22 protein-coding genes and 1 tRNA gene are annotated in these 19,762 nt (G+C 36.2%); 20 read left to right on the plus strand and 3 right to left on the minus strand.

Translation table 11 applies throughout. From position 1 onward, the window contains the following. Positions 1 to 95: 95 nt before the first annotated feature. The 11 genes from I580_RS07125 to I580_RS07170 all read left to right on the plus strand — a co-directional run bounded on the left by I580_RS07125 (position 96) and on the right by I580_RS07170 (position 8,889). A complete protein-coding gene (locus I580_RS07125) occupies positions 96 to 1,493 on the plus strand; it encodes a glycoside hydrolase family 1 protein (protein WP_010771282.1) in 1,398 nt (465 codons plus the stop codon). 225 nt (positions 1,494 to 1,718) lie between these two features. After that, positions 1,719 to 2,039: a PTS sugar transporter subunit IIB gene (locus I580_RS07130; RefSeq protein ID WP_010764085.1), complete on the plus strand. Its 321-nt coding sequence runs from the start codon at positions 1,719 to 1,721 to the stop codon at positions 2,037 to 2,039. A 27-nt stretch (positions 2,040 to 2,066) separates the two neighbouring features. Next, positions 2,067 to 2,387 carry a PTS lactose/cellobiose transporter subunit IIA gene (locus I580_RS07135; RefSeq protein ID WP_010771283.1) on the plus strand — a complete coding sequence of 107 codons (321 nt, stop codon included), beginning with the start codon at positions 2,067 to 2,069 and terminating at the stop codon, positions 2,385 to 2,387. 151 nt (positions 2,388 to 2,538) lie between these two features. Next, the gene (locus I580_RS07140; RefSeq protein ID WP_390621163.1) at positions 2,539 to 3,972 is read left to right on the plus strand and encodes a PTS sugar transporter subunit IIC; all 1,434 of its coding nucleotides are present in this window, start codon (positions 2,539 to 2,541) and stop codon (positions 3,970 to 3,972) included. Between the two features lie 72 nt (positions 3,973 to 4,044). Next, positions 4,045 to 4,263: a hypothetical protein gene (locus I580_RS07145; protein WP_010764088.1), complete on the plus strand. Its 219-nt coding sequence runs from the start codon at positions 4,045 to 4,047 to the stop codon at positions 4,261 to 4,263. Positions 4,264 to 4,284: 21 nt separating this feature from the next. After that, positions 4,285 to 4,482, plus strand: coding sequence for a DUF3188 domain-containing protein (locus I580_RS07150; RefSeq protein ID WP_010771285.1), 198 nt, complete (start codon positions 4,285 to 4,287; stop codon positions 4,480 to 4,482). Then, the gene (locus I580_RS07155) at positions 4,482 to 4,895 is read left to right on the plus strand and encodes a DUF3284 domain-containing protein (RefSeq protein WP_010771286.1); all 414 of its coding nucleotides are present in this window, start codon (positions 4,482 to 4,484) and stop codon (positions 4,893 to 4,895) included. The genes I580_RS07150 and I580_RS07155 overlap by 1 nt, the downstream gene beginning before the upstream one ends. A 334-nt stretch (positions 4,896 to 5,229) precedes the next feature. Next, complete coding sequence (locus I580_RS07160) at positions 5,230 to 6,633, plus strand: PTS sugar transporter subunit IIC (RefSeq protein ID WP_010771287.1); 1,404 nt, start codon at positions 5,230 to 5,232, stop codon at positions 6,631 to 6,633. 225 nt (positions 6,634 to 6,858) lie between these two features. After that, a complete protein-coding gene (locus tag I580_RS07165) occupies positions 6,859 to 8,055 on the plus strand; it encodes a GNAT family N-acetyltransferase (RefSeq protein WP_010771288.1) in 1,197 nt (398 codons plus the stop codon). Positions 8,056 to 8,525: 470 nt separating this feature from the next. Further along, positions 8,526 to 8,648: a hypothetical protein gene (locus I580_RS17320; protein ID WP_010771289.1), complete on the plus strand. Its 123-nt coding sequence runs from the start codon at positions 8,526 to 8,528 to the stop codon at positions 8,646 to 8,648. A 167-nt stretch (positions 8,649 to 8,815) separates the two neighbouring features. Continuing rightward, positions 8,816 to 8,889: transfer RNA gene (locus I580_RS07170), tRNA-Arg, on the plus strand. 111 nt (positions 8,890 to 9,000) lie between these two features. Here I580_RS07170 and I580_RS07175 read toward each other — a convergent pair. Beyond that, a complete protein-coding gene (locus I580_RS07175) occupies positions 9,001 to 9,651 on the minus strand; it encodes a uracil-DNA glycosylase (protein ID WP_010771290.1) in 651 nt (216 codons plus the stop codon). Positions 9,652 to 9,713: 62 nt separating this feature from the next. Next, positions 9,714 to 10,952, minus strand: coding sequence for an aminopeptidase (locus I580_RS07180; protein WP_010771291.1), 1,239 nt, complete (start codon positions 10,950 to 10,952; stop codon positions 9,714 to 9,716). A gap of 255 nt (positions 10,953 to 11,207) precedes the next feature. Here I580_RS07180 and I580_RS07185 point away from each other — a divergent pair, with 255 nt between their 5' ends. Further along, positions 11,208 to 11,780, plus strand: a complete 573-nt coding sequence (locus I580_RS07185) for a TetR/AcrR family transcriptional regulator (RefSeq protein ID WP_010771292.1) — start codon at positions 11,208 to 11,210, stop codon at positions 11,778 to 11,780. A gap of 67 nt (positions 11,781 to 11,847) precedes the next feature. On the opposite strand, the gene I580_RS07190 is transcribed toward I580_RS07185, so the two are convergent. Next, positions 11,848 to 12,291 (minus strand): flavodoxin, encoded by a 444-nt coding sequence (locus I580_RS07190; RefSeq protein ID WP_010771293.1) that lies wholly within the window; start codon positions 12,289 to 12,291, stop codon positions 11,848 to 11,850. 348 nt (positions 12,292 to 12,639) lie between these two features. On the opposite strand from I580_RS07190, the gene map reads away from it, so the two are divergent. From map to rfbC, 8 genes are all read left to right on the plus strand, one after another. Continuing rightward, on the plus strand, positions 12,640 to 13,404 hold the full coding sequence (gene map, locus I580_RS07195) for a type I methionyl aminopeptidase (RefSeq protein WP_010771294.1): 765 nt from the start codon (positions 12,640 to 12,642) through the stop codon (positions 13,402 to 13,404). Positions 13,405 to 13,429: 25 nt separating this feature from the next. After that, a complete protein-coding gene (locus I580_RS07200; protein WP_010771295.1) occupies positions 13,430 to 14,344 on the plus strand; it encodes a YihY/virulence factor BrkB family protein in 915 nt (304 codons plus the stop codon). A gap of 132 nt (positions 14,345 to 14,476) precedes the next feature. Then, the gene (locus I580_RS07205) at positions 14,477 to 15,613 is read left to right on the plus strand and encodes a glycosyltransferase family 4 protein (RefSeq protein ID WP_034860165.1); all 1,137 of its coding nucleotides are present in this window, start codon (positions 14,477 to 14,479) and stop codon (positions 15,611 to 15,613) included. Between the two features lie 224 nt (positions 15,614 to 15,837). Further along, on the plus strand, positions 15,838 to 16,620 hold the full coding sequence (locus tag I580_RS07210) for a glycosyltransferase family 2 protein (RefSeq protein ID WP_010771297.1): 783 nt from the start codon (positions 15,838 to 15,840) through the stop codon (positions 16,618 to 16,620). Beyond that, the gene (locus I580_RS07215) at positions 16,620 to 17,453 is read left to right on the plus strand and encodes a glycosyltransferase (protein ID WP_010771298.1); all 834 of its coding nucleotides are present in this window, start codon (positions 16,620 to 16,622) and stop codon (positions 17,451 to 17,453) included. Before I580_RS07210 ends, I580_RS07215 begins: the two co-directional genes overlap by 1 nt. Further along, positions 17,454 to 18,170, plus strand: a complete 717-nt coding sequence (locus I580_RS07220; protein WP_010771299.1) for a glycosyltransferase family 2 protein — start codon at positions 17,454 to 17,456, stop codon at positions 18,168 to 18,170. Between the two features lie 120 nt (positions 18,171 to 18,290). Continuing rightward, positions 18,291 to 19,160, plus strand: coding sequence for a glucose-1-phosphate thymidylyltransferase RfbA (gene rfbA / locus I580_RS07225; protein ID WP_010771300.1), 870 nt, complete (start codon positions 18,291 to 18,293; stop codon positions 19,158 to 19,160). 13 nt (positions 19,161 to 19,173) lie between these two features. Further along, positions 19,174 to 19,746 (plus strand): dTDP-4-dehydrorhamnose 3,5-epimerase, encoded by a 573-nt coding sequence (rfbC, locus tag I580_RS07230; RefSeq protein ID WP_010771301.1) that lies wholly within the window; start codon positions 19,174 to 19,176, stop codon positions 19,744 to 19,746. The last annotated feature ends 16 nt before the right edge of the window (positions 19,747 to 19,762 follow it).

Genomic DNA, 19,762 nt, shown 5'->3' on the forward strand with positions numbered 1-19,762 from the left:
AAGAGCGATTGTAAAAAACGAGTAATCGATTTTTCTCAATTGCTAGGAGGTTTTATCTATTTTCAAATAAACATTATTTTTAGGAGATGACAACGATGAATTATCAGTTTCCAGAAGGTTTTTGGTGGGGATCTGCTGCGAGTGGCCCACAAACAGAAGGTGTATTTGAAGGTGACGGAAAAGCGCAAAATATATGGGATTTTTGGTATGAGGAAAAACCCGAAAAGTTTTTCAATGGTGTAGGTCCAGATAAAACGTCACGTTTTTATAAGAAATATCAAGAAGATATTCAATTGATGAAAGAAACAGGTCATAATTCTTTTCGGACGTCAATCCAGTGGAGCCGCCTGATTCCAGATCCTGAAACTGGAGCAGTCAATCCAAAAGCAGTTGCTTTTTATAATGATGTGATTGATGGTCTGTTAGCAAATAGGATTGAGCCCTTCTTTAATCTGTATCATTTTGATATGCCAATGACAATGCAAGAAAAAGGTGGTTGGCTTAATCGAGAGGTTGTCGATCAGTATGTTTTTTATGCTAAAACATGTTTTGAGTTATTTGGTGACCGTGTCAAGAAATGGTTTACACACAATGAACCTATTGTTCCTGTTGAAGGTGGATATTTATATGGTTGGCACTATCCGGACGAAGTAAATTTGAAACATGGTGTTCAAGTAGCGTATCATGAAGCTCTTGCCAGTGCTAAAGCAATCGAAGTTTATCATAGTATGGATTTAGATGGTGAAATAGGAATCGTCCTTAATTTGACACCTACTTACCCAAGAGATGAACAAAATAAAGCAGATGTTGAAGCGGCACGTTTAGTCGATGGCTTATTTAATCGCTCATTTTTGGATCCAGCAGTGAAAGGTCATTTTCCAGAAGATATTGTGAATTGGGTCAAAGAAAATGATTTAATGCCTGTAACAACACCAGAGGATTTAAAAACGATCGCAGAAAATACGATTGATCTTTTGGGGGTTAATTATTATCAACCGCGCAGAGTAAAGACTAAAGAGTCACCTGTGGAGATTGCTGGAAATACTATTTTACCTGAGGACTTTTATGATGTGTATGATATGCCAGGTAAAAAGATGAATCCGTATCGTGGTTGGGAGATTTATGAAAAAGGGATTTATGATACTTTAGTGAATTTAAAAGAAAACTACGGCAATATTCGTTGTTACATTTCTGAAAACGGAATGGGTGTAGAAGGCGAAGAACGTTTTGTGAATGCTGAGGGAATGATCGAAGATGATTATCGAATTGAATTTGTAACAGATCATCTAAAATGGGTACATCAAGCAATCCAAGAAGGAAGTCAAGTCCAAGGATATCATATGTGGACCTGCATGGACAACTGGTCATGGTTGAATGCCTATAAAAATCGTTATGGTTTTATTGCCGTTGATTTAGACAATGAAGCAAAAAGAACGATCAAGAAAAGTGGTTACTGGTTCAAAGCGCTAACTGAAAATAATGGATTCAACTAAAATGAAAACAAATAGGTAATCATTCTATAAATCAATAGAAATGTCTTTATGACGGTAAAGAAAGCGCACACAAAACACAGTGTGTAGTGAGTAGAACAGTAGTGTGTACACAATCTGTATAGACCAAAACCTTGATATTACACGGTTTGGTCTATATGTATTTTTGGCACACTTCTTGCTTTATATAAAAGTGTAGATAAAACAACTATAGAAGGAGTGGTAACAATGGCTAAAAAAACAATTATGTTAGTCTGTTCAGCAGGAATGAGTACAAGTTTATTGGTAACAAAAATGCAAAAAGCGGCAGAAGATCGTGGAATGGAAGCAGATATTTTTGCGGTATCCGCATCCGATGCCGATAATAATTTGGAAGCAAAAGATGTAAACGTATTACTTTTAGGCCCGCAAGTTCGTTTCATGAAATCACAATTCGAGCAAAAACTGGCGCCCAAGGGGATTCCATTTGATGTAATCAACATGTCAGATTACGGCATGATGAATGGTGAAAAAGTATTAGATCAAGCAATTGCTTTGATGGACAAGTAAAAATAAAAAATGAACGGAGTTACAAACGTGGAAGAGCAACAAAATTTAGAAGCAATCATGGGTTTGATCATGTATGGAGGCAACGCTAAGAGCGATGCAATGGAAGCGATTACTGCAGCCAAAGCTGGAGATTTTGAATTAGCAGATCAAAAAATTGCGGATGCAGAAGAGTCTTTAGTGCAAGCACATCACTCTCAAACAGGAATGCTAACGCAAGAAGCACAAGGAAATCATATTCAAGTGACTTTGTTAACAGTTCATAGTCAGGATCATTTAATGACATCGATCGCTTTTACAGATTTAGCGAAAGAAATTATTGATTTATATCGACGCATGGATAACGAGTAAGTTGGTTATTTTCTTTTTGAACGGAAGAAAATAGAGGTTAAAGTTTTTTGAACGGGACTTTAACAACTACATTGTTTTAAGGAGTTTAATCGCTCTTTGAATAAATATTATTTATAGGAGGAATTAAAAAATGGATGGATTAACAGCCTGGATGGAGAAGTACATTCTGCCTGTGGCCGGTAAAATCGGTGCGCAAAAACACTTAGTTGCCCTACGTGATGCCTTTATCGGAACAATGCCAGCAACGATGGCAGGGTCAATTGCTGTAATGATCAACGCGATGATTCGTGACTTACCGCAACAATTTTTCTCTGACTATGCAGCAAACCTTGCTGCAGATAAAGGGTTCTTTGCAGTTATTAATGTTATCATTGGGATCAACGGATTTGTTTGGAATGGTACTTTGGCGATTGCTGGTTTGATTTTTGCCTTTTCTTGGGGTTATAATTTAGCAAGAGCATACAAAGTAAATGATTTAGCCGGTGGTATCGTTGGTTTGGCGACATTGATTCAAGGGATTGCTTTTTCTTATTCTAATACTTTAGAAACCGCTGTTCCAAAAGAATTGATGAACACAATCAATGCTGGCTCTGCAGATTCTGGTTGGTCAGCAACAGCTGAAGGTTTAACAGCCGGCGGTTGGGGTTGGTTAAAATTAGATCACTTAAATGGTAACGCATACTTCACAGTAATGATCATGGGTGCAATTTCAGTTATCATTTTCTGTAAATTAATGTTGGCGAATATCACAATCAAAATGCCTGATTCAGTTCCGCCAGCTGTATCAAAAGCGTTCGCGGCAATTTTACCAGCAACGATCGCATTATATGTTATTGCAATTATTAACTATGTAGTAGGGAAATTAACGAATGGACAATTGATCATTGATCTAGTTCAAAAATATATTGCCGAACCATTCTTGGGACTATCTCAAGGACTGGGTGCTGTATTGATCGTGACGATTTTCGTTCAAATTTTCTGGTTCTTCGGTATCCATGGTCCAAACGTATTGGCACCAGTTTTAGAAGGTATCTGGGGACAAGCACAATTGATCAATATCGACATTTTCCAAAAAGGGTACAAAGGCTTAACTGGTACGCCAGCTGTCTTGAAAGCCATTGATGATGGAAAAGCTTATATGTGGGTTCGTGGTTCATTCGATGCCTTTGCATGGTTTGGTGGTTCAGGTGGTACGATCGTCTTGATCATCGCTATCTTGTTATTCTCTAAACGTGCAGATTACCTAACGGTTGGTAAATTATCGTTAGGACCTGGTATCTTCAATATCAATGAACCAATCATGTTTGGTTTACCAATTGTATTAAATGCAATCATGTTTGTACCATTCTTAGTAGCGCCAGTGGTAGCAACATCTATCGGCTGGTTAGCAACGTACTTTGGATTAGTAGCACCAGTATCACAACAAGTAACATGGGTTGTCCCTCCAATCTTGCTATCATTCTTAGCAACAGGAGCAGACTGGAGAGCACCAATCGTAACAATCGTGTGTATGGTCGTAACATTCTTGATCTGGACACCGTTTGTTATTGCGGCTAATCGAATGGAACCAACTGATTTTGAATAAAAATTAAATAGTCTGTTGCTTTCACCTTTGACAAGGTGAGGGCAACTGCTTTATTGTTAAGGAGAGGTTAAAATGATCACAATTGCAAGTGCAATGCAACAAGAAGAAATCAAGAATTTATTAGAAAGCTATGATGGTGGCGATTTTACATACACTTTTAAAGAAAAAAAAGGTATTAAATTAGCATTCGACGTAACGGGAGACAAAGAAGAAGCAGCTAAAAAAGCAAAAGAAATCATCAAAGCACAGCCTTGGGGCGGTGTCTTATTCTTCCAAGCAGCTGCAGTTTAAAAAAGATTGGATGGATGTAAAATGGTAAGGAACGGTTTATTCGTATGTAGTATCGGCTTGATTATAATTTTATATGCACTTAATCCTGCATCAATGAAATATGATTTGTTAAGTATGACGACAGGTATTTTCTTAGTGGTTGTTGGAGGGTATTTTTTCTTCAAAGGCAAAAAGAAAGAAGAACAAAATAAGAAAAATAGTAACGAGGTGAAAAGATAATGGAAATTATTAAAAAAATGAATATTCCTGCATCTGTTTTTTATGACCAAGTCATGGATTCTGTTTTGTTTGATGTACGAAAGCATACTGGCAAAAGTCTAACAAGGAAGCAGCTAAACAACTTTGAATATGTTAAGCAATTTTCAAAAAATAGCCGAGCACGGATCAAAGTAGAAAAACTTGTTGAAAATACATCTTACCATTTTCGCACATCTACAACTAAAAATGACTTCTTGGTTCAATATGATATCAAGCCGTTAGATGAAAAGTCTTGTGAGATTCGTTATAATGAGAAAATGGAATCTTATGGATTTTTACAAAAAATGAATGATGCTGTACTTGGTACGATCCTTATGTTTTTTAAAAAGCGCCAATTTACTAAAATGTTAAAAATGATGGAAGAGTCATATTAATGAGGTTGGGTCAGAAGTGTTTATTTCCGAAAGAGTTACTTCTGCTCCAACTATTTATTTGGATTCCTTGTGTCTAGGATGTAATTTATTCTAGACACTTTTTTGTGTTTTTTACACACTAATATACACAGTGTAAACTGTGTGTATATTAGTGTGTTCAGAAAGCGCTTTATATTTAGGGGTTTTGGTCTAGATCAATTTGGCATGGCTTTTGCTTATTATAAGAATGTAAGATTATATTGATACGATATTTGAAGGTGAGATGTTTTGAGATGTAAATTTGATTTAAAGGGTGGACACTTTTTAAATAAATAAAGGTTTGGGAGGACAAAAAATGAATGGATTAACAGCGTGGATGGAGAGGTACATTTTACCTGTGGCGGCGAAGATTGGGGCCCAAAAACATTTGGTGGCACTCAGAGATGCGTTTATTGGTATGATGCCAGTTACGATGGCGGGAGCTATTGCCGTTTTACTAAATGCGTTTATGCGTGATTTTCCTAACACGTATCTAGGAGAAGGAAATGGGATTACCAACTTCTTTACACCAGTGATTGCGGTAAACGGTTTGGTGTGGACAGGGACCTTAGCAATCATGGCCGTTGTTTTTGCTGCATCGTTAGGCTACAACGTTGCAAGAGCTTATGATGTTGATGCTTTATCTGGGATGCTGGTGTCATTAGCGGCATTTTTTATTGGTTTACCACAAAGTGCAACAGCAACCGTTACTTTGACTGAAAAATTACCAAAGAATATAGTACAACTGTTTACTGATGCCGGTGCGACTGTCAATACGGTTGATGGTGTTTCCGCTGTTGATGCTGGTGCTTGGGGGTATTTCCCATTTAGTAAATACATGGGCGGAACTGGTTTATTTACAGCAATGATTTTTGGGTTTATTTCTGTTATTATATTTGCTAAATTGATTAAGAAAAATATTGTTATTAAAATGCCAGACTCTGTACCACCAGCAGTTTCAAAAGCATTTGCCGCAATTATTCCAGGTGTAACAGCTTTATATGTCTCAGGATTGATTTATCATGTATTTGAACAATTAACAGGAAAATTATTGATTGATTGGATCTCTGAATCAATTCAAACGCCACTGCTTGGGTTATCTCAAGGTTACGGTGCGGTTCTGTTGATTGTGCTGTTAGTGCATGTTCTGTGGTTCTTTGGACTTCACGGAACCAATATTATGTCACCAGTATTACAATCAATCTATGGTGTTGCGATGGTCGATAATACAAATGCTTATCAGCAAGGACAAGAAATTCCTTATAAATGGGTTGCTGGTTCGTTTGAGGCGTTTGTGTGGCCTGGTGGGGCTGGTGTAACGCTAGTTTTGATTATTTCGATTCTACTTTTATCTAAACGTGCGGATTACAAAACAGTCGGTAAACTTGGTATAGGACCAGGACTATTCAATATCAATGAACCAGTAATGTTTGGGATGCCAGTCGTATTGAATCCAATAATGTTGATCCCATTTATTTTAGCGCCACTAGCTACAGCTACGATTGCTTATTTTGCCACGATGGCTGGCTTAGTCAATCCTGTAGTTGTGAATGTGATTTGGGTCATGCCGACGATCATTAGTGGTTTCTTAGCAACAGCAGGTGATTGGCGTGCAATCATTTTAACAATCGTCAATTTGGCTGTGGCATTTGTGATTTGGGCTCCGTTTGTTATTGCAGCAAATAAAATGGATCCAAACCTAGGTGAGCCAGAAGAGTAAGAGTGAAAAATTTATAAATTAGTTTAGAATAACGCAACATCAGTTGAAAAGAGGATGGTTTCTGCTTCCACTGTTTATTCGCATTTAGGGTGTGAAACAAAAGTGCTTTTTACTTTTGTTCCACACCCTTTTTTGAACATTGATAAGGTTCGCTTTTTTCTGGACATCTTTTTACATTTGAGTACAATGAAAAGTAAATAGTTCCTTTTAGTTAGGGTGGTTACTGTGGAAAAAGAAGTGCGCCTTATAGGCGAAGAGAAAATTGATGAGATATTTGATTTAGCTGCATATGCTTTTAATGCCTCTAGAACTGAAGAACGTAAAGAGCGTTTTAAAAACGTTGTTGCACATTCTTTGAATTATGGGTATTTTTTAGAGGATGTCTTAGCAAGTCAAGTGATTTCTACACCATTTAAAGTAGCATTTCATGGAACAAGTTACCAAATGGCTGGGATCGGTTGTGTTTCCTCTTATCCAGAGTATCGTGGACAAGGTGGTATTTCAACGATTATGAAGCAGATGCTGAAAGAGTTAGCTGAAAAGAAGATTGAACTTGCTTACTTAGCCCCATTTTCATATCCTTTTTATCGAAAATATGGTTTTGAGCAGGTATTTGAACAAGTTAGTTATACAATCAAAGCAGCAGATTGGCCAAACGTGAAGGCACCGATAGGCAAGATGAAACGAGTCACATATGAAGAGGCTAAAAGTATTTGTCAGCAAATCTATTTTCAGTTACCAAACAATCAAAAAGGAGCAGTGATTCGGGAATCTTGGTGGTTTGATTACACATTTGGTCTGGATGATAAGAACCAGTTTGCCCTTTATGAAGACGATTTAGGAAATCCCCAGGCTTACTTGATCTATCAATCTAGTGCAGAGCGTTTTGTTATTAAAGAATGGGGTTATTTAACGAAGCAAGCATTTCAAGCACTTATTCGGTTTATCGGTTCTCATAACGGGTCATCACGGGAATTTTATTTAAAAACAGGATTTGATGGTACAAATCTAAGTTACCTAATGTCGTCCCCACTGGTAGAAATGAAAATCAGCCCCTTTATGATGGCTAGGATCGTGGACCTAGAAAGTTTTCTTGGTAAATATCCTTTTTCAACAGGGAATGAGGAAACTTATTATCTTAAAGTTGAGGATGAGTATGGTCCGTGGAACAAAGGAATCTGGGAATTTCGTATATCTGAAGCGGGGCAGAGTAGGGTAAGAAAGCTTGACCAAATTCCTGAATCACTGGGAGAAGATGAATTGATCGTACTTGCGATTCAGGCATTAACTCAGATTTTGATGGGGTATAAAACGGGAAGTGAACTAAGTTTCTATGGAAAAATCACAGGAAATGAAAAACAGATTCAGCTGTTAGATCAACGTCTAGTAAAAGGGATGCCGATTTTAGCAGATTACTTTTAAGAAACGTGGTTGAGACAGAAGTGTGTCATCCCGAGAACCAAGTAGGGACTATGCAAGATCCATTCGCACCTCGTTGTGTGTCACAACAATTTCAGCTTATTTCTGAAGGGGTTGTTTCTGTTCCAACCGTTTATCTGGATTCCACGTGAGTGGGATATGACTCGAAGCGTTATGTCCCATTCGCATTTTAATTTATACCTGATTTTTGTCATCTTTTGTTTTTCTCCTGGGTAATCATCATGATATTATTCTAAATTTTCTTTAAAAAATTCTTCTTTTCTTTCTATCAATCTGTGTATATCCTCCAGTTTTTTAATTTACCATCAATGATATAGTTTAAACGTAACATCCATACAAAGACTTTACGAGTTTTTTGATTATAAGCAAATGATTAGCGGGACGAGTTGAAACTCCTTATAATATATAGTAAGGAAATAAATAAAAGTTTATAAAGAAAGGCAGTGAAGAGTATGAGTAAGACTAAAGAAGAAAAAGTTGCAAGAAATGGTAAAATCGGTAAAACATTAGCTGTTGTCATAGGTGGCCTTTATTTAGTTAAAATGTTAAAAGGCAAAAAGGCTGTTAAAAAATGAGGAAATAGGTTGGGACAGACTGTTTATTTACGAAGATACTACTTCTGTGGCCGACTTTTATACGAATTACATGTGATTGAGCCATGACTTGAAGAGGTATGGCCCAATCACTTTCTTTTTATTTTCATTGACACTGAATGAAAAGACTTCTAAAATAAATAAGGAATGTTCTCGTAGCTCAGTAGGATAGAGCGATCGCCTCCTAAGCGATAGGTCGCTGGTTCGATTCCAGTCGGGAACGTAAAAAACACCTGTCAAACGTTGGTTTGCTAGGTGTTTTATTTTATTGGTGCCAAAAATGTGACAATACTAATTTGTTGAAACTATTTTTTATTTAATAAACGACGAAGCTCTAATTCAAATTACTATTTTTTAAAAGTGAACCTAAAAGCAACCAATCAGATTCAATAGCAGCTTCAAGTTTTTGATTATAAAAAACAGCCGCAGGGTGATAGGTTGGGAATACCGCATAGCTATCACTTGTTTTAGTGAGCTGATTTGTTTCGTTTGAATAGGCTAGAATCGGTAAATGAAGCAATTTTCCGTGACTTTTGGAAATTGTATAATCATTTCCCAAAAGCCGTTGCAAACCAATATTGCCCATCGGTACAAAGATTTTTGGCTGAATCGTTTTTATTTCATAATCTAACAATGGGGCATAAGCTAATACCTCAGCTTTAGTAGGCGTTCGATTTGGATATTTTGTTTCAATAATTCCAGTTCTTTTATTGAGTTGTTCTTTTACATAGAAAGGTCTACTTCGAACAGCGCTAGTAATATAGATATCCTCTCGGCTCAACCCTGATTCTGCTAACCAACCATCCAATTTTTTTCCTGATCTACCACTAAAGGGAATTTTCGTTTTTATTTCAGTCTCTCCAGGAGCTTCTCCAATCAGCATCAACACTGCATTTTTAGGACCTTTTCCAGAAAGAAAACCTTCTAAATTATGTCCTTCCATCTTGTGAGTGACTGTTTCAACTAGTTTTTTTGGATAGTTCATGGTCAACCATCTTCTCTCTAAAAAAACGCACTGATTTATTCAACCAGTACGCTTTTTTTATTTTAAGCCCAATCGCCATTACGGAAAATTGGGACACGTGTACCGTCTTCTCTAATACCGTCGATATTCATTTGATCTGATCCGACCATGAAATCAACATGAGTATGGCTGCGGTTTAGACCAGCTTCTTTTAATTCTTCTTCACTCATCTCAGTTCCACCTTGCAAATTAAATGCATAAGCTGAGCCGAAAGCTAAATGATTTGAAGCATTTTCATCGAATAAAGTATTGTAGAAAATAATGCCAGATTGAGAAATCGGTGATGGATCTGGGACTAAAGCAACCTCACCTAAATGACGTGCACCTTCATCTGTTTCAAGTAATTTAGCCAATACTTCTTCTCCATGTTCAGCAGAAAAATCAATCACTTTTCCATTTTTAAATGTAAATTTCATACCAGAAATAGTAGTACCAGCATAACTTAATGGTTTAGTACTAGAAACAACGCCATCAACGTGACGACTATCAGGGGCTGTGAACACTTCTTCTGTCGGCATATTTGCCATAAATTTTTCACCCCGAACGTTGTCACTGCCAGCACCTTCCCATAAATGGTTTTTGGGTAAGCCAATCACTAAGTCAGTTCCAGGTGCTGTGTAATGTAATGCGCTAAATTGTTCTTTATTTAATTCATCTGCTTTGTTTGCTAATTTAGTATCGTGTGCTTTCCATGCTGCAACTGGATCTGTTTCATAAACACGAGTGGTTTTGAAGATTTCATCCCAAAGAGCATCGACTTGTGCAGCGTTATCTTTTAGCTCAGGAAAAACTTTAGCAGCCCATTCGCTGCCAGCAGCAGCTACTACAGTCCAACTAACTTTGTTTGCTTGCGTTGCTTTTCTTAGGTTGACCATTGCTTTACCAGCAGCAGCTTGAAAAGTAGCAACACGATCTGCATCGACTCCTGCTAAAGCATCAGGATTGGCGGAGACAACACTGATACGGCTAGCGCCTTTATTGACCCAATCATCCGTTTGATCTATTTTGTATTGAGGAACGTTCTCTAAATATTTTTCATCTGCATGCAGTAAAAATTCGCGTTGTACAAGATCGTCATTCCATTGAACAATGACTTCGCCTGCGCCTAATTTATATGCCTCTTCTGTAATCAACCGTGCTAAAGGTGCTTGATCCACGCTGATTTGTAAAACGATGCTTTGCCCTTTTTGAACATTGACACCTGTTTCAACAATCAGTCTAGCATATTTTTTTAATGTCTCATTAAAATTTGGTAATGTCATAGAATAACCTCCTAGTTTTTCATTCGTATAATCGACAATATCATAACACGTAAAGCATGTGAACTCAAACAATCGAAAAGGCTGAGCTACTTATTTAATTCTAGAAAAAAGCTCTTGAAAGTCCCGTGTAATCAAATAAGTAAAATAATTTAAAACGAAGGACTAGTATTTTGCAGAATAAACAAATCGTGTTACAATAACTGTAGTATTTATATGGAAGCGTTGTAAAGGATAGGCAGAGGGGATTGAAAGATTATGGCAAGAAAAAAAACGATTACTAAAGATCAGATTTTAAATGCTGCATACGAAGTAGTGGCCACTGAAGGCTTTTCGAAATTCACCGCACGAAACATTGCGACCAAAATGAAATGCTCAACACAACCGATTTATTTAGAATTCAAAAATATGGACGATCTAAAAGAAGAATTATTTGAAAAGATTCATCAATATTTGGCAAAAGAAGTATTTCCTATAACGCATACAGGTAATACAATTGTTGACCTAGCTTTAAACTATATCCACTTCGCTAAAAATGAAAGCAAATTGTACCGCGCACTATATTTAGAAGAATATGGCGGCGGCAAAAGAATGCAAGAATTTTCATACAGCTATTTTTCTAATGCTGTCAAGCAAGATTCCGATTATGAAAAATTAAGTGATACGGAAATCAATTCTCTGCATATGGGAACTTGGATCGTTGCAACTGGGATTGCGGCGCTGATGACATCTGGAATCATTCACCCAAGCGACCAACAAATAGAACGTTTGATGATAGAAGCAATCGATCAGATATTAGAGCGGGATAAACCAATTGATATCGATAATTAACTTCAATAAAGAAGAGGCTGAAAGGAAACTCGACGAGTTTCCTTTCAGCCTCTTGTCATTTCAATGGTTATTTTACCGCTTCTGCCAGCTTTTTAGCGAAAGCTTCAAGATTTTGAATATCTTCTTCTTCAGCAGCTAAATCAACTTTTACGCTATCTGCGCCTTTTGAAGCTCCGATTTTAGTGAAAACAGCATCAAAATCATCCACTGATTTACAAAAATCATCGTAAAAAGTATCACCAGAACCACAAACACCATACGTTTTTCCTGATAAATTGATTTCTTGTAATTCTTCATAAAAATCTACGATTTCGTCAGGTAACTCACCATCACCATATGTGTAAGTGGCCACAACGCAAATGTCTGCATCTTCAAAATCTTCAGGATCAACTTGCGTACATTCATTGATTTCAACTTCAATATCTAAATTTTCAAAAGTTTCAGCAACGATATCTGCGATTTCTTCTGTATTTCCAGTCATGCTTGCATAAACGATTTTAGCTAAGGTCATTAGATTTCCTCCTTTAAATAATACAACATTGATTATATCAGAAGAATGAAGGTTGTGTAAATTGCAAAATGAAGGTGTAAATTGAAAGAATTACCTATGTACTAATGTTTTTCGGGTGTAAATCAGGTGCAAACAAATGAAATCTATTCTTAACAACTACTTTTCAGTGAAATTTTCATAAAATATGATAAAATACTCTTATATAAAGAATATCTAGCTCCGCGCGCTAGTCTCTATGAAAAAAGATAAAATATGTTCGTGATCAAAAGTGTTACAAACCTATTTTTTACTTTTTTATGAGATCGAACGAGCCTGCTACGTTTTTAAATTTTAGGAGGACAATATAGAATGATTACACTAAAATCACCAAGAGAAATTGAAATGATGGATGAATCCGGAGAGTTATTGGCAGATGTTCACCGTCATTTACGTTCGTTTATCAAACCAGGTGTAACAAGCTGGGACATTGAAGTATTTGTAAGAGACTTTATTGAAAGTCATGGCGGAATTGCAGCACAAATTGGCTTTGAAGACTATAAGTATGCAACATGTTGCAGTATCAATGATGAAATTTGCCATGGATTTCCTCGTAAGAAACCTCTAAAAGATGGTGATTTAATCAAAGTAGATATGTGTATCGATTTAAAAGGTGCAGTATCTGATTCTTGTTGGGCCTATGTAGTAGGCAAATCAACACCAGAATTAGATCATTTAATGGAAGTAACTAGAAAAGCATTGTACTTAGGGATAGAACAAGCTCAAGTAGGTAATCGGATTGGTGATATTGGCCATGCGATTCAGACATATGTTGAAAGCGAAAATTTAGCAGTTGTTAGAGATTTTGTGGGACACGGGATTGGGCCGACGATTCATGAGAGCCCGGTCATTCCGCATTATGGAGAGGCAGGCAAAGGTTTACGCTTGAAAGAAGGGATGGTTATTACCATCGAGCCGATGGTCAATACAGGAACTTGGCGCATGAAAATGGACCCAAATGGTTGGACAGCGTATACTTTAGATGGTGGACTCAGCTGCCAATTTGAACATACTTTGGCAATTACAAAAGAAGGACCAAAGATTTTGACTTCTCAAGGAGAAGAATTGACATACTAATTGGCTTAAGTTAGAGGAGAATTTTATGAATTTGGTGGACAAAGTAAAGAATAATGAAAAATTAATACGTTTCATAGAGACAACGCAAAAACGGATGGTCGATTCAGAGATTGGCAATACATCCGTTGTGGTGGCATACTATTTACTTTTGTCCCTCTTTCCTCTACTGATTGCGGTAGGAAATTTACTACCGTATTTACATATTGATCCAAATGATGTTTTACCTTATATTGCTGAAGCAATCCCAAAGGCCATTTTTGAGGATTTGAAACCAGCAATCCAATCCTTATTAACTCAACGTTCTGGTGGGTTACTGTCGATTTCTGCATTAGCAGCATTATGGAGTGCTAGTCAAAGTATTAATGCGCTGCAAACCGCAATGAACAAAGCGTTTGGAGTTGAACAACGTAAAAATTTTATTATTGTTCGGATTATGTCTCTATTTGTGATTCTCTTGTTTTTAATAGCGATTGTGGGTGTCGTGGGTGTTTTAGGCTTAGGAAAAACAATTTTAGACTTGCTGCAGCCGATCCTTCATTTTTCAACGGACTTTATAGACACTTTTCAGGCTTTAAAATGGCCAATCACTTCGCTTGTTTTGCTAGTGATCATGTGTTTGATCTATCGAGTTGTTCCTAATGCAAAACTGACTTTCCGCTCGATTATACCTGGAGCTGTATTTGCAACAGCGGGTTGGATGCTGTTGTCACAAGCGTTTGGTTTGTACATTAAATATTTCAGCTCAAAAATTGCTAGTTATCAAATCATAGGAAGTTTTATCATATTGATGTTATGGTTGAACCTAGCTGCTACGATCATTATCTTAGGCGGCATTATCAATGCTGTCGTTAAAGAATATTTGTCAAATGAAAAAATCCAGCACCGCTATGGTTTACTCAATCGATTGGTGGACAAAATAAAAGAAAAATTAAAGAAATAGATCGAATGCTTTGGATTCAGATAAACGAGTAGGAACGTTGACTTTCCAAAACTGTGGAAACATCTGTTCCAACTTGTAAATGTGAAATGATTCGGTATAATATACGATGTACATTAAGAAAGTAGGTTCATCATGTCGATGTTTATTTATGAAATTTTTATTCGTCTATTTCTGACGTTTATTTTATCACTGATTATAACGCCAATCATTAAGGTATTAGCTTTTAGAATGGGTGCCTATGATGCGCCTGGGGAAAGAAGAGTAAACACTAAGATCATGCCGACAGCAGGTGGTTTAAGTATTTATTTTGTTTTTGCATTTTCTTGTCTAGTTATGTTTCAGTCGATTATACCATTAGACTATATTTGGCCGATTATTTTAGGTGCAGGTATTGTCGTCGTTACAGGTTTGATAGATGATATTTATGAGCTGTCCCCAAGGAAAAAAACATTAGGGATTTTGATAGGTGCACTAGTGATTTATTTTGTAGCAGATATTCGAATCGATGCTGTAACGTTACCTTTTTTGGGTCATATTGATTTGCGTTGGCTGAGCTTACCTTTGACGCTGTTTTGGATTTTAGCGATTACGAATGCGATCAATTTGATTGATGGACTGGATGGATTAGCTTCCGGTGTGTCAATTATCAGTTTAACAACGATCGGTGTGATTGGTTATTTTTTCCTTCATGCTAAAACAGTCTACATTCCAATCGTGATTTTTGTTTTAGTTGCCAGTATCGCAGGATTTTTCCCGTATAATTTTTATCCAGCCAAAGTCTTTCTGGGCGATACGGGTGCGTTATTTTTAGGCTTCATGATTGCAGTTATGTCTTTGCAGGGATTGAAAAATGCGACATTTATCACGGTGATAACCCCGATGATTATTTTAGGTGTACCGATTACTGATACAGTATACGCAATTATACGTCGCTTAATGAACAAACGTCCAATTTCTTCTGCAGATAAGATGCATTTGCATCATCGATTATTATCTTTAGGATTCACGCATAAAGGCGCAGTCATGACAATTTATGGTCTAGCTTTGGTCTTTTCATTTGTAGCATTGTTGTTTAGCTATGCCAGTAACGTTGCCTCGATTTTATTGATTGTTTTTAGTGCAATCGGACTAGAATTATTTATTGAAATGATTGGTTTAGTTGGTGAAAATCATCAACCGTTGATGTATATTTTACGCATGTTTGGCAATCGTGAGTTTCGTCAACAACAATTAGAAAAACGATTAGGCAAACATTCTAAGAAAAAGTAAATAAACAAAAAAGCACCTTTGCTGGTTTTTTAAGCTATGCTATAATTTGGTAATCAAGTAAATGGAAAGAGCGGAGTAAGACGCGGTAAGTTTTGCTCCGCTCTCCTAGAATCTAACGAAACTACGAAAACAGCTATATAAAAAAATGAAGCCAATTCTACTTTGCATGAAAGAAAGATAAGCTGAGTTTGAACATTATTAGCTTTTAAACGAGGTGCAAAAATATGAATGATCGAATAACGATTTCCATTGTTACTCACAATAGCCGTCATATTTTTGATGTGCTTGATAATTTAAAACAAGAATTAGGTCTGGAATCAAGCTATGATATACATATATTTGATAATGCTTCTGACCAAAGTTATATAGATAAACTCGAAAGTTATGGTCCCTTTATTTCCTTGCACAAAGCTGAGGAGAATGAAGGTTTTGGCCATGGACATAATGAAGTAATAAAAAAAATCACTACACGTTATGCGGTCATTTTTAATCCGGATATTTTGCTAAAAAAACATATGCTAGATGAGATGATTCGACGAATGAAAGAAAGTGATCAGTTAGCTGCAGTCTGTCCTAAAGTATTGAACTCGGATGGCACGACGCAATATTTGGTCCGTCAAAAATTAGATCTATTTGATTACATATTACGTTTTATTCCATTTCAATCGATCAAAAAGTTGTTTGATAAGCGTTTAAGTTATTATGAATGCCGAGATTTACCAGATGATCAAACATCGTACATTAAAATGGGATCTGGCTGTTTCATGGTTATTGATGTTGAAAAGTTTAGGCATGTTGGTGGTTTTGATGAGCGATTCTTCATGTATTTTGAAGATAATGATCTTTGTTTGAAATTTGGAAAAGCTGGCTATAAGATTTTGTATACTCCATTTGATACAGTCATTCATTTATATGAAAAAGGAGCGCACAAGAATAAAGAACTATTTAAAATATTTTTACAATCAATGGTTAAATTTTTTAATAAATGGGGCTGGAGGTTTTTTTAGTGAGGAATAAGTTGGTAATTACAATCGTGTTATATCAAACTGAATTCTCAAAAACACCAAGCTATGAGTATTTTAAAAAAATAGCAATGGAAAAAAATCCGGTGAATCTATTTGTTTATGATAATAGCGACAATGCCCAAGAGGATGAATTGTTTAAACTGGAAAATGTACTTTATATTCATGATGAAACCAATCCAGGGCTTGCTAAAGCTTATAATGCTGGAGCAAACTATCTTTTGGACATTCAAGGAGATTTGTTATTACTATTAGATCAAGATACACAGCTGAATACGATGTATCTTGACGCTGTTTTGGACTTAAAGCTAGAAGAAGATATTGGCGCCTATGTTCCAATTATCAGCTCGCATGGTAGGCAAATATCACCGTTGTTTTCTGATGAATATATTGGTCGCAAATCCAAACTTCCTAAAGCGGACGTTTATTCTGAACGAATCATGAGTATTAATTCTGGAACAGTTTTACCTAGGACTACATTAACCGAATTGGGTTCTTTTAATGAGGATTTTCCTTTGGATTTTTTAGATCATTGGCTTTTTTGGAAAATTCATCAATTAAACAAAAAAATTAGTGTTTTAGATCATCACCTGACCCATGATTTATCTGTATTGGACTATAAAAAAATTAGTTTTAAACGATATGAATCTATTCTTCGAAGTGAAACATTGTTTTATCAGAAATATGATCAATCTCTATTTTATCGTCACAGAAAACATCTGCTTTTAAGAACCATCAAACAATTTTTACAGGTCAAAAATCGTAAAATTTGGCGGCGGACGTTTTCAGAGTATCAAGTGCTAATGAAAGGAAAATAAATGATCTCAGTTTGTATTGCCACATATAATGGAGAAAAATTTTTAGAAGAACAACTGGATAGTATTTTGTCTCAACTCTCCTCTTGTGATGAGCTGATCATATCAGATGATGGTTCTAAAGATATGACATTAGCTATAATCAAGCGCTACGCAGCGCAAGATCAACGGGTAAGGATTTTTCAAGGTCCAGGTAGAGGTGTGATTGCTAATTTTGAATTTGCTATTATGCAAAGTCAGGGAGATTTTATTTTTTTAGCTGACCAAGACGATATTTGGTTACCGGAAAAAACCAAAACTATTGTGTCATTTTTCCATTTACATCCTAAAATAGACTTAGTAATCAGTGATTTAGTAATTGTTGATGAGAAATTAAATATTATAGAAGAGTCTTATTTTGAATATCGCAACGTTAAACTCGGTCTTTTTCACAATATCATGAAAAATAAATACATTGGTGCTGGAATGGCGTTTCGTGCGGAATTTAAGAATGAAATATTGCCAATCCCGCCCAAAATTCCCATGCATGATATGTGGTTTGGTCTGATTGCTGAGACTAAGAACAAGAGCGCGTTGATTCCACAAAAGCTTACTTTATATCGTAGGCATGGCAGTAATGCAAGTGAAATCAATACAAAGGCTAGTCGTTCTCAACAATTAAAATGGCGGGCAACACTTATCATGGCTCTTGTGAGACGGAAAATATTGAAAGTAAAATGAGAGATATTTTACAGTTTTGTAAAATAACCTTAAAAAGCATGACAAGTTTCTGCGATAGTGCGATAATGTTAACTGGCGTAAGCAATTAAGCGAAATAAATAATTTTAGAGGAGTTTTTCAATGAAAGGAATAATTTTAGCTGGGGGTAGTGGAACTAGATTATATCCCTTAACCAAAGCCACATCAAAACAATTAATGCCGATTTATGATAAACCAATGATTTATTATCCAATGTCTACATTAATGTTAGCAGGAATCAAAGAGATTTTGATTATTTCTACACCGGATGACACACCACGTTTTGAAAGTTTATTTGGCGATGGAAAAGATCTTGGTATTCATATTGAATATGCTGTTCAAGAAAGCCCTGATGGATTAGCGCAAGCTTTCATTATAGGAGAAGAATTCATTGGTAATGATAGTGTTTGTCTTGTTTTAGGAGACAACATTTATTATGGTGGCGGTTTATCTAACATGTTGCAACGTGCTGCTTCTAAAGAAAATGGGGCAACGGTTTTCGGTTATCATGTAAATGATCCTGAACGTTTTGGTGTAGTTGAGTTTGATGAGCAAATGCAGGCTCTTTCAATTGAAGAAAAACCTGAGAAACCAAAATCAAGTTATGCTGTAACTGGTTTATATTTTTATGATAATGATGTTGTAGAAATCGCTAAAAATATTAAGCCATCTGATCGTGGCGAATTAGAGATAACGGATGTTAATAAAGTCTATTTGGAAAGAAATAAATTATCTGTTGAATTGATGGGACGTGGCTTTGCTTGGTTAGATACTGGAACGCATGAATCATTATTAGAAGCATCAACCTTCATTGAGACAATTGAAAAACGTCAAAATTTGAAAGTAGCATGTTTAGAAGAGATTGCTTACCGGATGGGCTATATCACAAAAAATCAACTTATTGCTCTAGCACAGCCATTGAAGAAAAATGGTTACGGGCAATATCTACTGCGCTTAGCAGAAACAGAGTAGGGGCGAATAAAACATGAAAGTACTAAATACAAAATTACAAGATGTAAAGATCATAGAAATGGACGTATTTGGCGATCATCGTGGTTTTTTTACTGAAAGTTATTCTAAAGAAAAATTTGCAGAACAAGGATTAGATTTTGATTTTGTACAAGATAATCACTCTCTTTCTAGTGAGGCTGGCGTTCTGAGAGGTCTCCATTTTCAAAAAGGTGAGTTCGCACAAACAAAGCTAATTCGTGTAGTAACAGGTGCGGTATTAGACGTGATTGTTGATATCCGTAAAGGCAGTCCAACTTATGGACAATGGGAAGGGTACATTTTATCGGAACATAACCATCGTCAATTGTTAGTCCCTAAAGGATATGCACACGGTTTTGTTACATTGACACCAAATGTCAACTTTATGTACAAATGTGATAACTACTATAACGCTCCTTCAGATGGAGGTATTGCATTTGATGATCCTGATTTAGCAATTGATTGGCCAATCGATATTCAAAAGGCTATTACATCTGAGAAGGATAAAAATCATCCAACGTTAAAAGAATTTGAATCAAAAAATCCATTTGTTTATGGTGAAATCTAAAAAATTAGGAGAGATC

It is taken from the genome of Enterococcus caccae ATCC BAA-1240 (genome assembly GCF_000407145.1).
Taxonomy (GTDB): domain Bacteria; phylum Bacillota; class Bacilli; order Lactobacillales; family Enterococcaceae; genus Enterococcus_L; species Enterococcus_L caccae.

What these genes read in the sequence shown, in the direction of transcription:
- I580_RS07125 (WP_010771282.1), top strand. Translation starts at nt 96, where the DNA reads ATGAATTATCAGTTTCCAGAAGGTTTTTGGTGGGGATCTGCTGCGAGT.
- I580_RS07130 (WP_010764085.1), top strand. Translation starts at nt 1,719, where the DNA reads ATGGCTAAAAAAACAATTATGTTAGTCTGTTCAGCAGGAATGAGTACA.
- I580_RS07140 (WP_390621163.1), top strand. Translation starts at nt 2,539, where the DNA reads ATGGAGAAGTACATTCTGCCTGTGGCCGGTAAAATCGGTGCGCAAAAA.
- I580_RS07145 (WP_010764088.1), top strand. Translation starts at nt 4,045, where the DNA reads ATGATCACAATTGCAAGTGCAATGCAACAAGAAGAAATCAAGAATTTA.
- I580_RS07150 (WP_010771285.1), top strand. Translation starts at nt 4,285, where the DNA reads ATGGTAAGGAACGGTTTATTCGTATGTAGTATCGGCTTGATTATAATT.
- I580_RS07155 (WP_010771286.1), top strand. Translation starts at nt 4,482, where the DNA reads ATGGAAATTATTAAAAAAATGAATATTCCTGCATCTGTTTTTTATGAC.
- I580_RS07160 (WP_010771287.1), top strand. Translation starts at nt 5,230, where the DNA reads ATGAATGGATTAACAGCGTGGATGGAGAGGTACATTTTACCTGTGGCG.
- I580_RS17320 (WP_010771289.1), top strand. Translation starts at nt 8,526, where the DNA reads ATGAGTAAGACTAAAGAAGAAAAAGTTGCAAGAAATGGTAAAATCGGT.
- I580_RS07175 (WP_010771290.1), bottom strand. Translation starts at nt 9,651, where the DNA reads ATGAACTATCCAAAAAAACTAGTTGAAACAGTCACTCACAAGATGGAA.
- I580_RS07180 (WP_010771291.1), bottom strand. Translation starts at nt 10,952, where the DNA reads ATGACATTACCAAATTTTAATGAGACATTAAAAAAATATGCTAGACTG.
- I580_RS07185 (WP_010771292.1), top strand. Translation starts at nt 11,208, where the DNA reads ATGGCAAGAAAAAAAACGATTACTAAAGATCAGATTTTAAATGCTGCA.
- I580_RS07190 (WP_010771293.1), bottom strand. Translation starts at nt 12,291, where the DNA reads ATGACCTTAGCTAAAATCGTTTATGCAAGCATGACTGGAAATACAGAA.
- map (WP_010771294.1), top strand. Translation starts at nt 12,640, where the DNA reads ATGATTACACTAAAATCACCAAGAGAAATTGAAATGATGGATGAATCC.
- I580_RS07200 (WP_010771295.1), top strand. Translation starts at nt 13,430, where the DNA reads ATGAATTTGGTGGACAAAGTAAAGAATAATGAAAAATTAATACGTTTC.
- I580_RS07205 (WP_034860165.1), top strand. Translation starts at nt 14,477, where the DNA reads ATGTCGATGTTTATTTATGAAATTTTTATTCGTCTATTTCTGACGTTT.
- I580_RS07210 (WP_010771297.1), top strand. Translation starts at nt 15,838, where the DNA reads ATGAATGATCGAATAACGATTTCCATTGTTACTCACAATAGCCGTCAT.
- I580_RS07220 (WP_010771299.1), top strand. Translation starts at nt 17,454, where the DNA reads ATGATCTCAGTTTGTATTGCCACATATAATGGAGAAAAATTTTTAGAA.
- rfbA (WP_010771300.1), top strand. Translation starts at nt 18,291, where the DNA reads ATGAAAGGAATAATTTTAGCTGGGGGTAGTGGAACTAGATTATATCCC.
- rfbC (WP_010771301.1), top strand. Translation starts at nt 19,174, where the DNA reads ATGAAAGTACTAAATACAAAATTACAAGATGTAAAGATCATAGAAATG.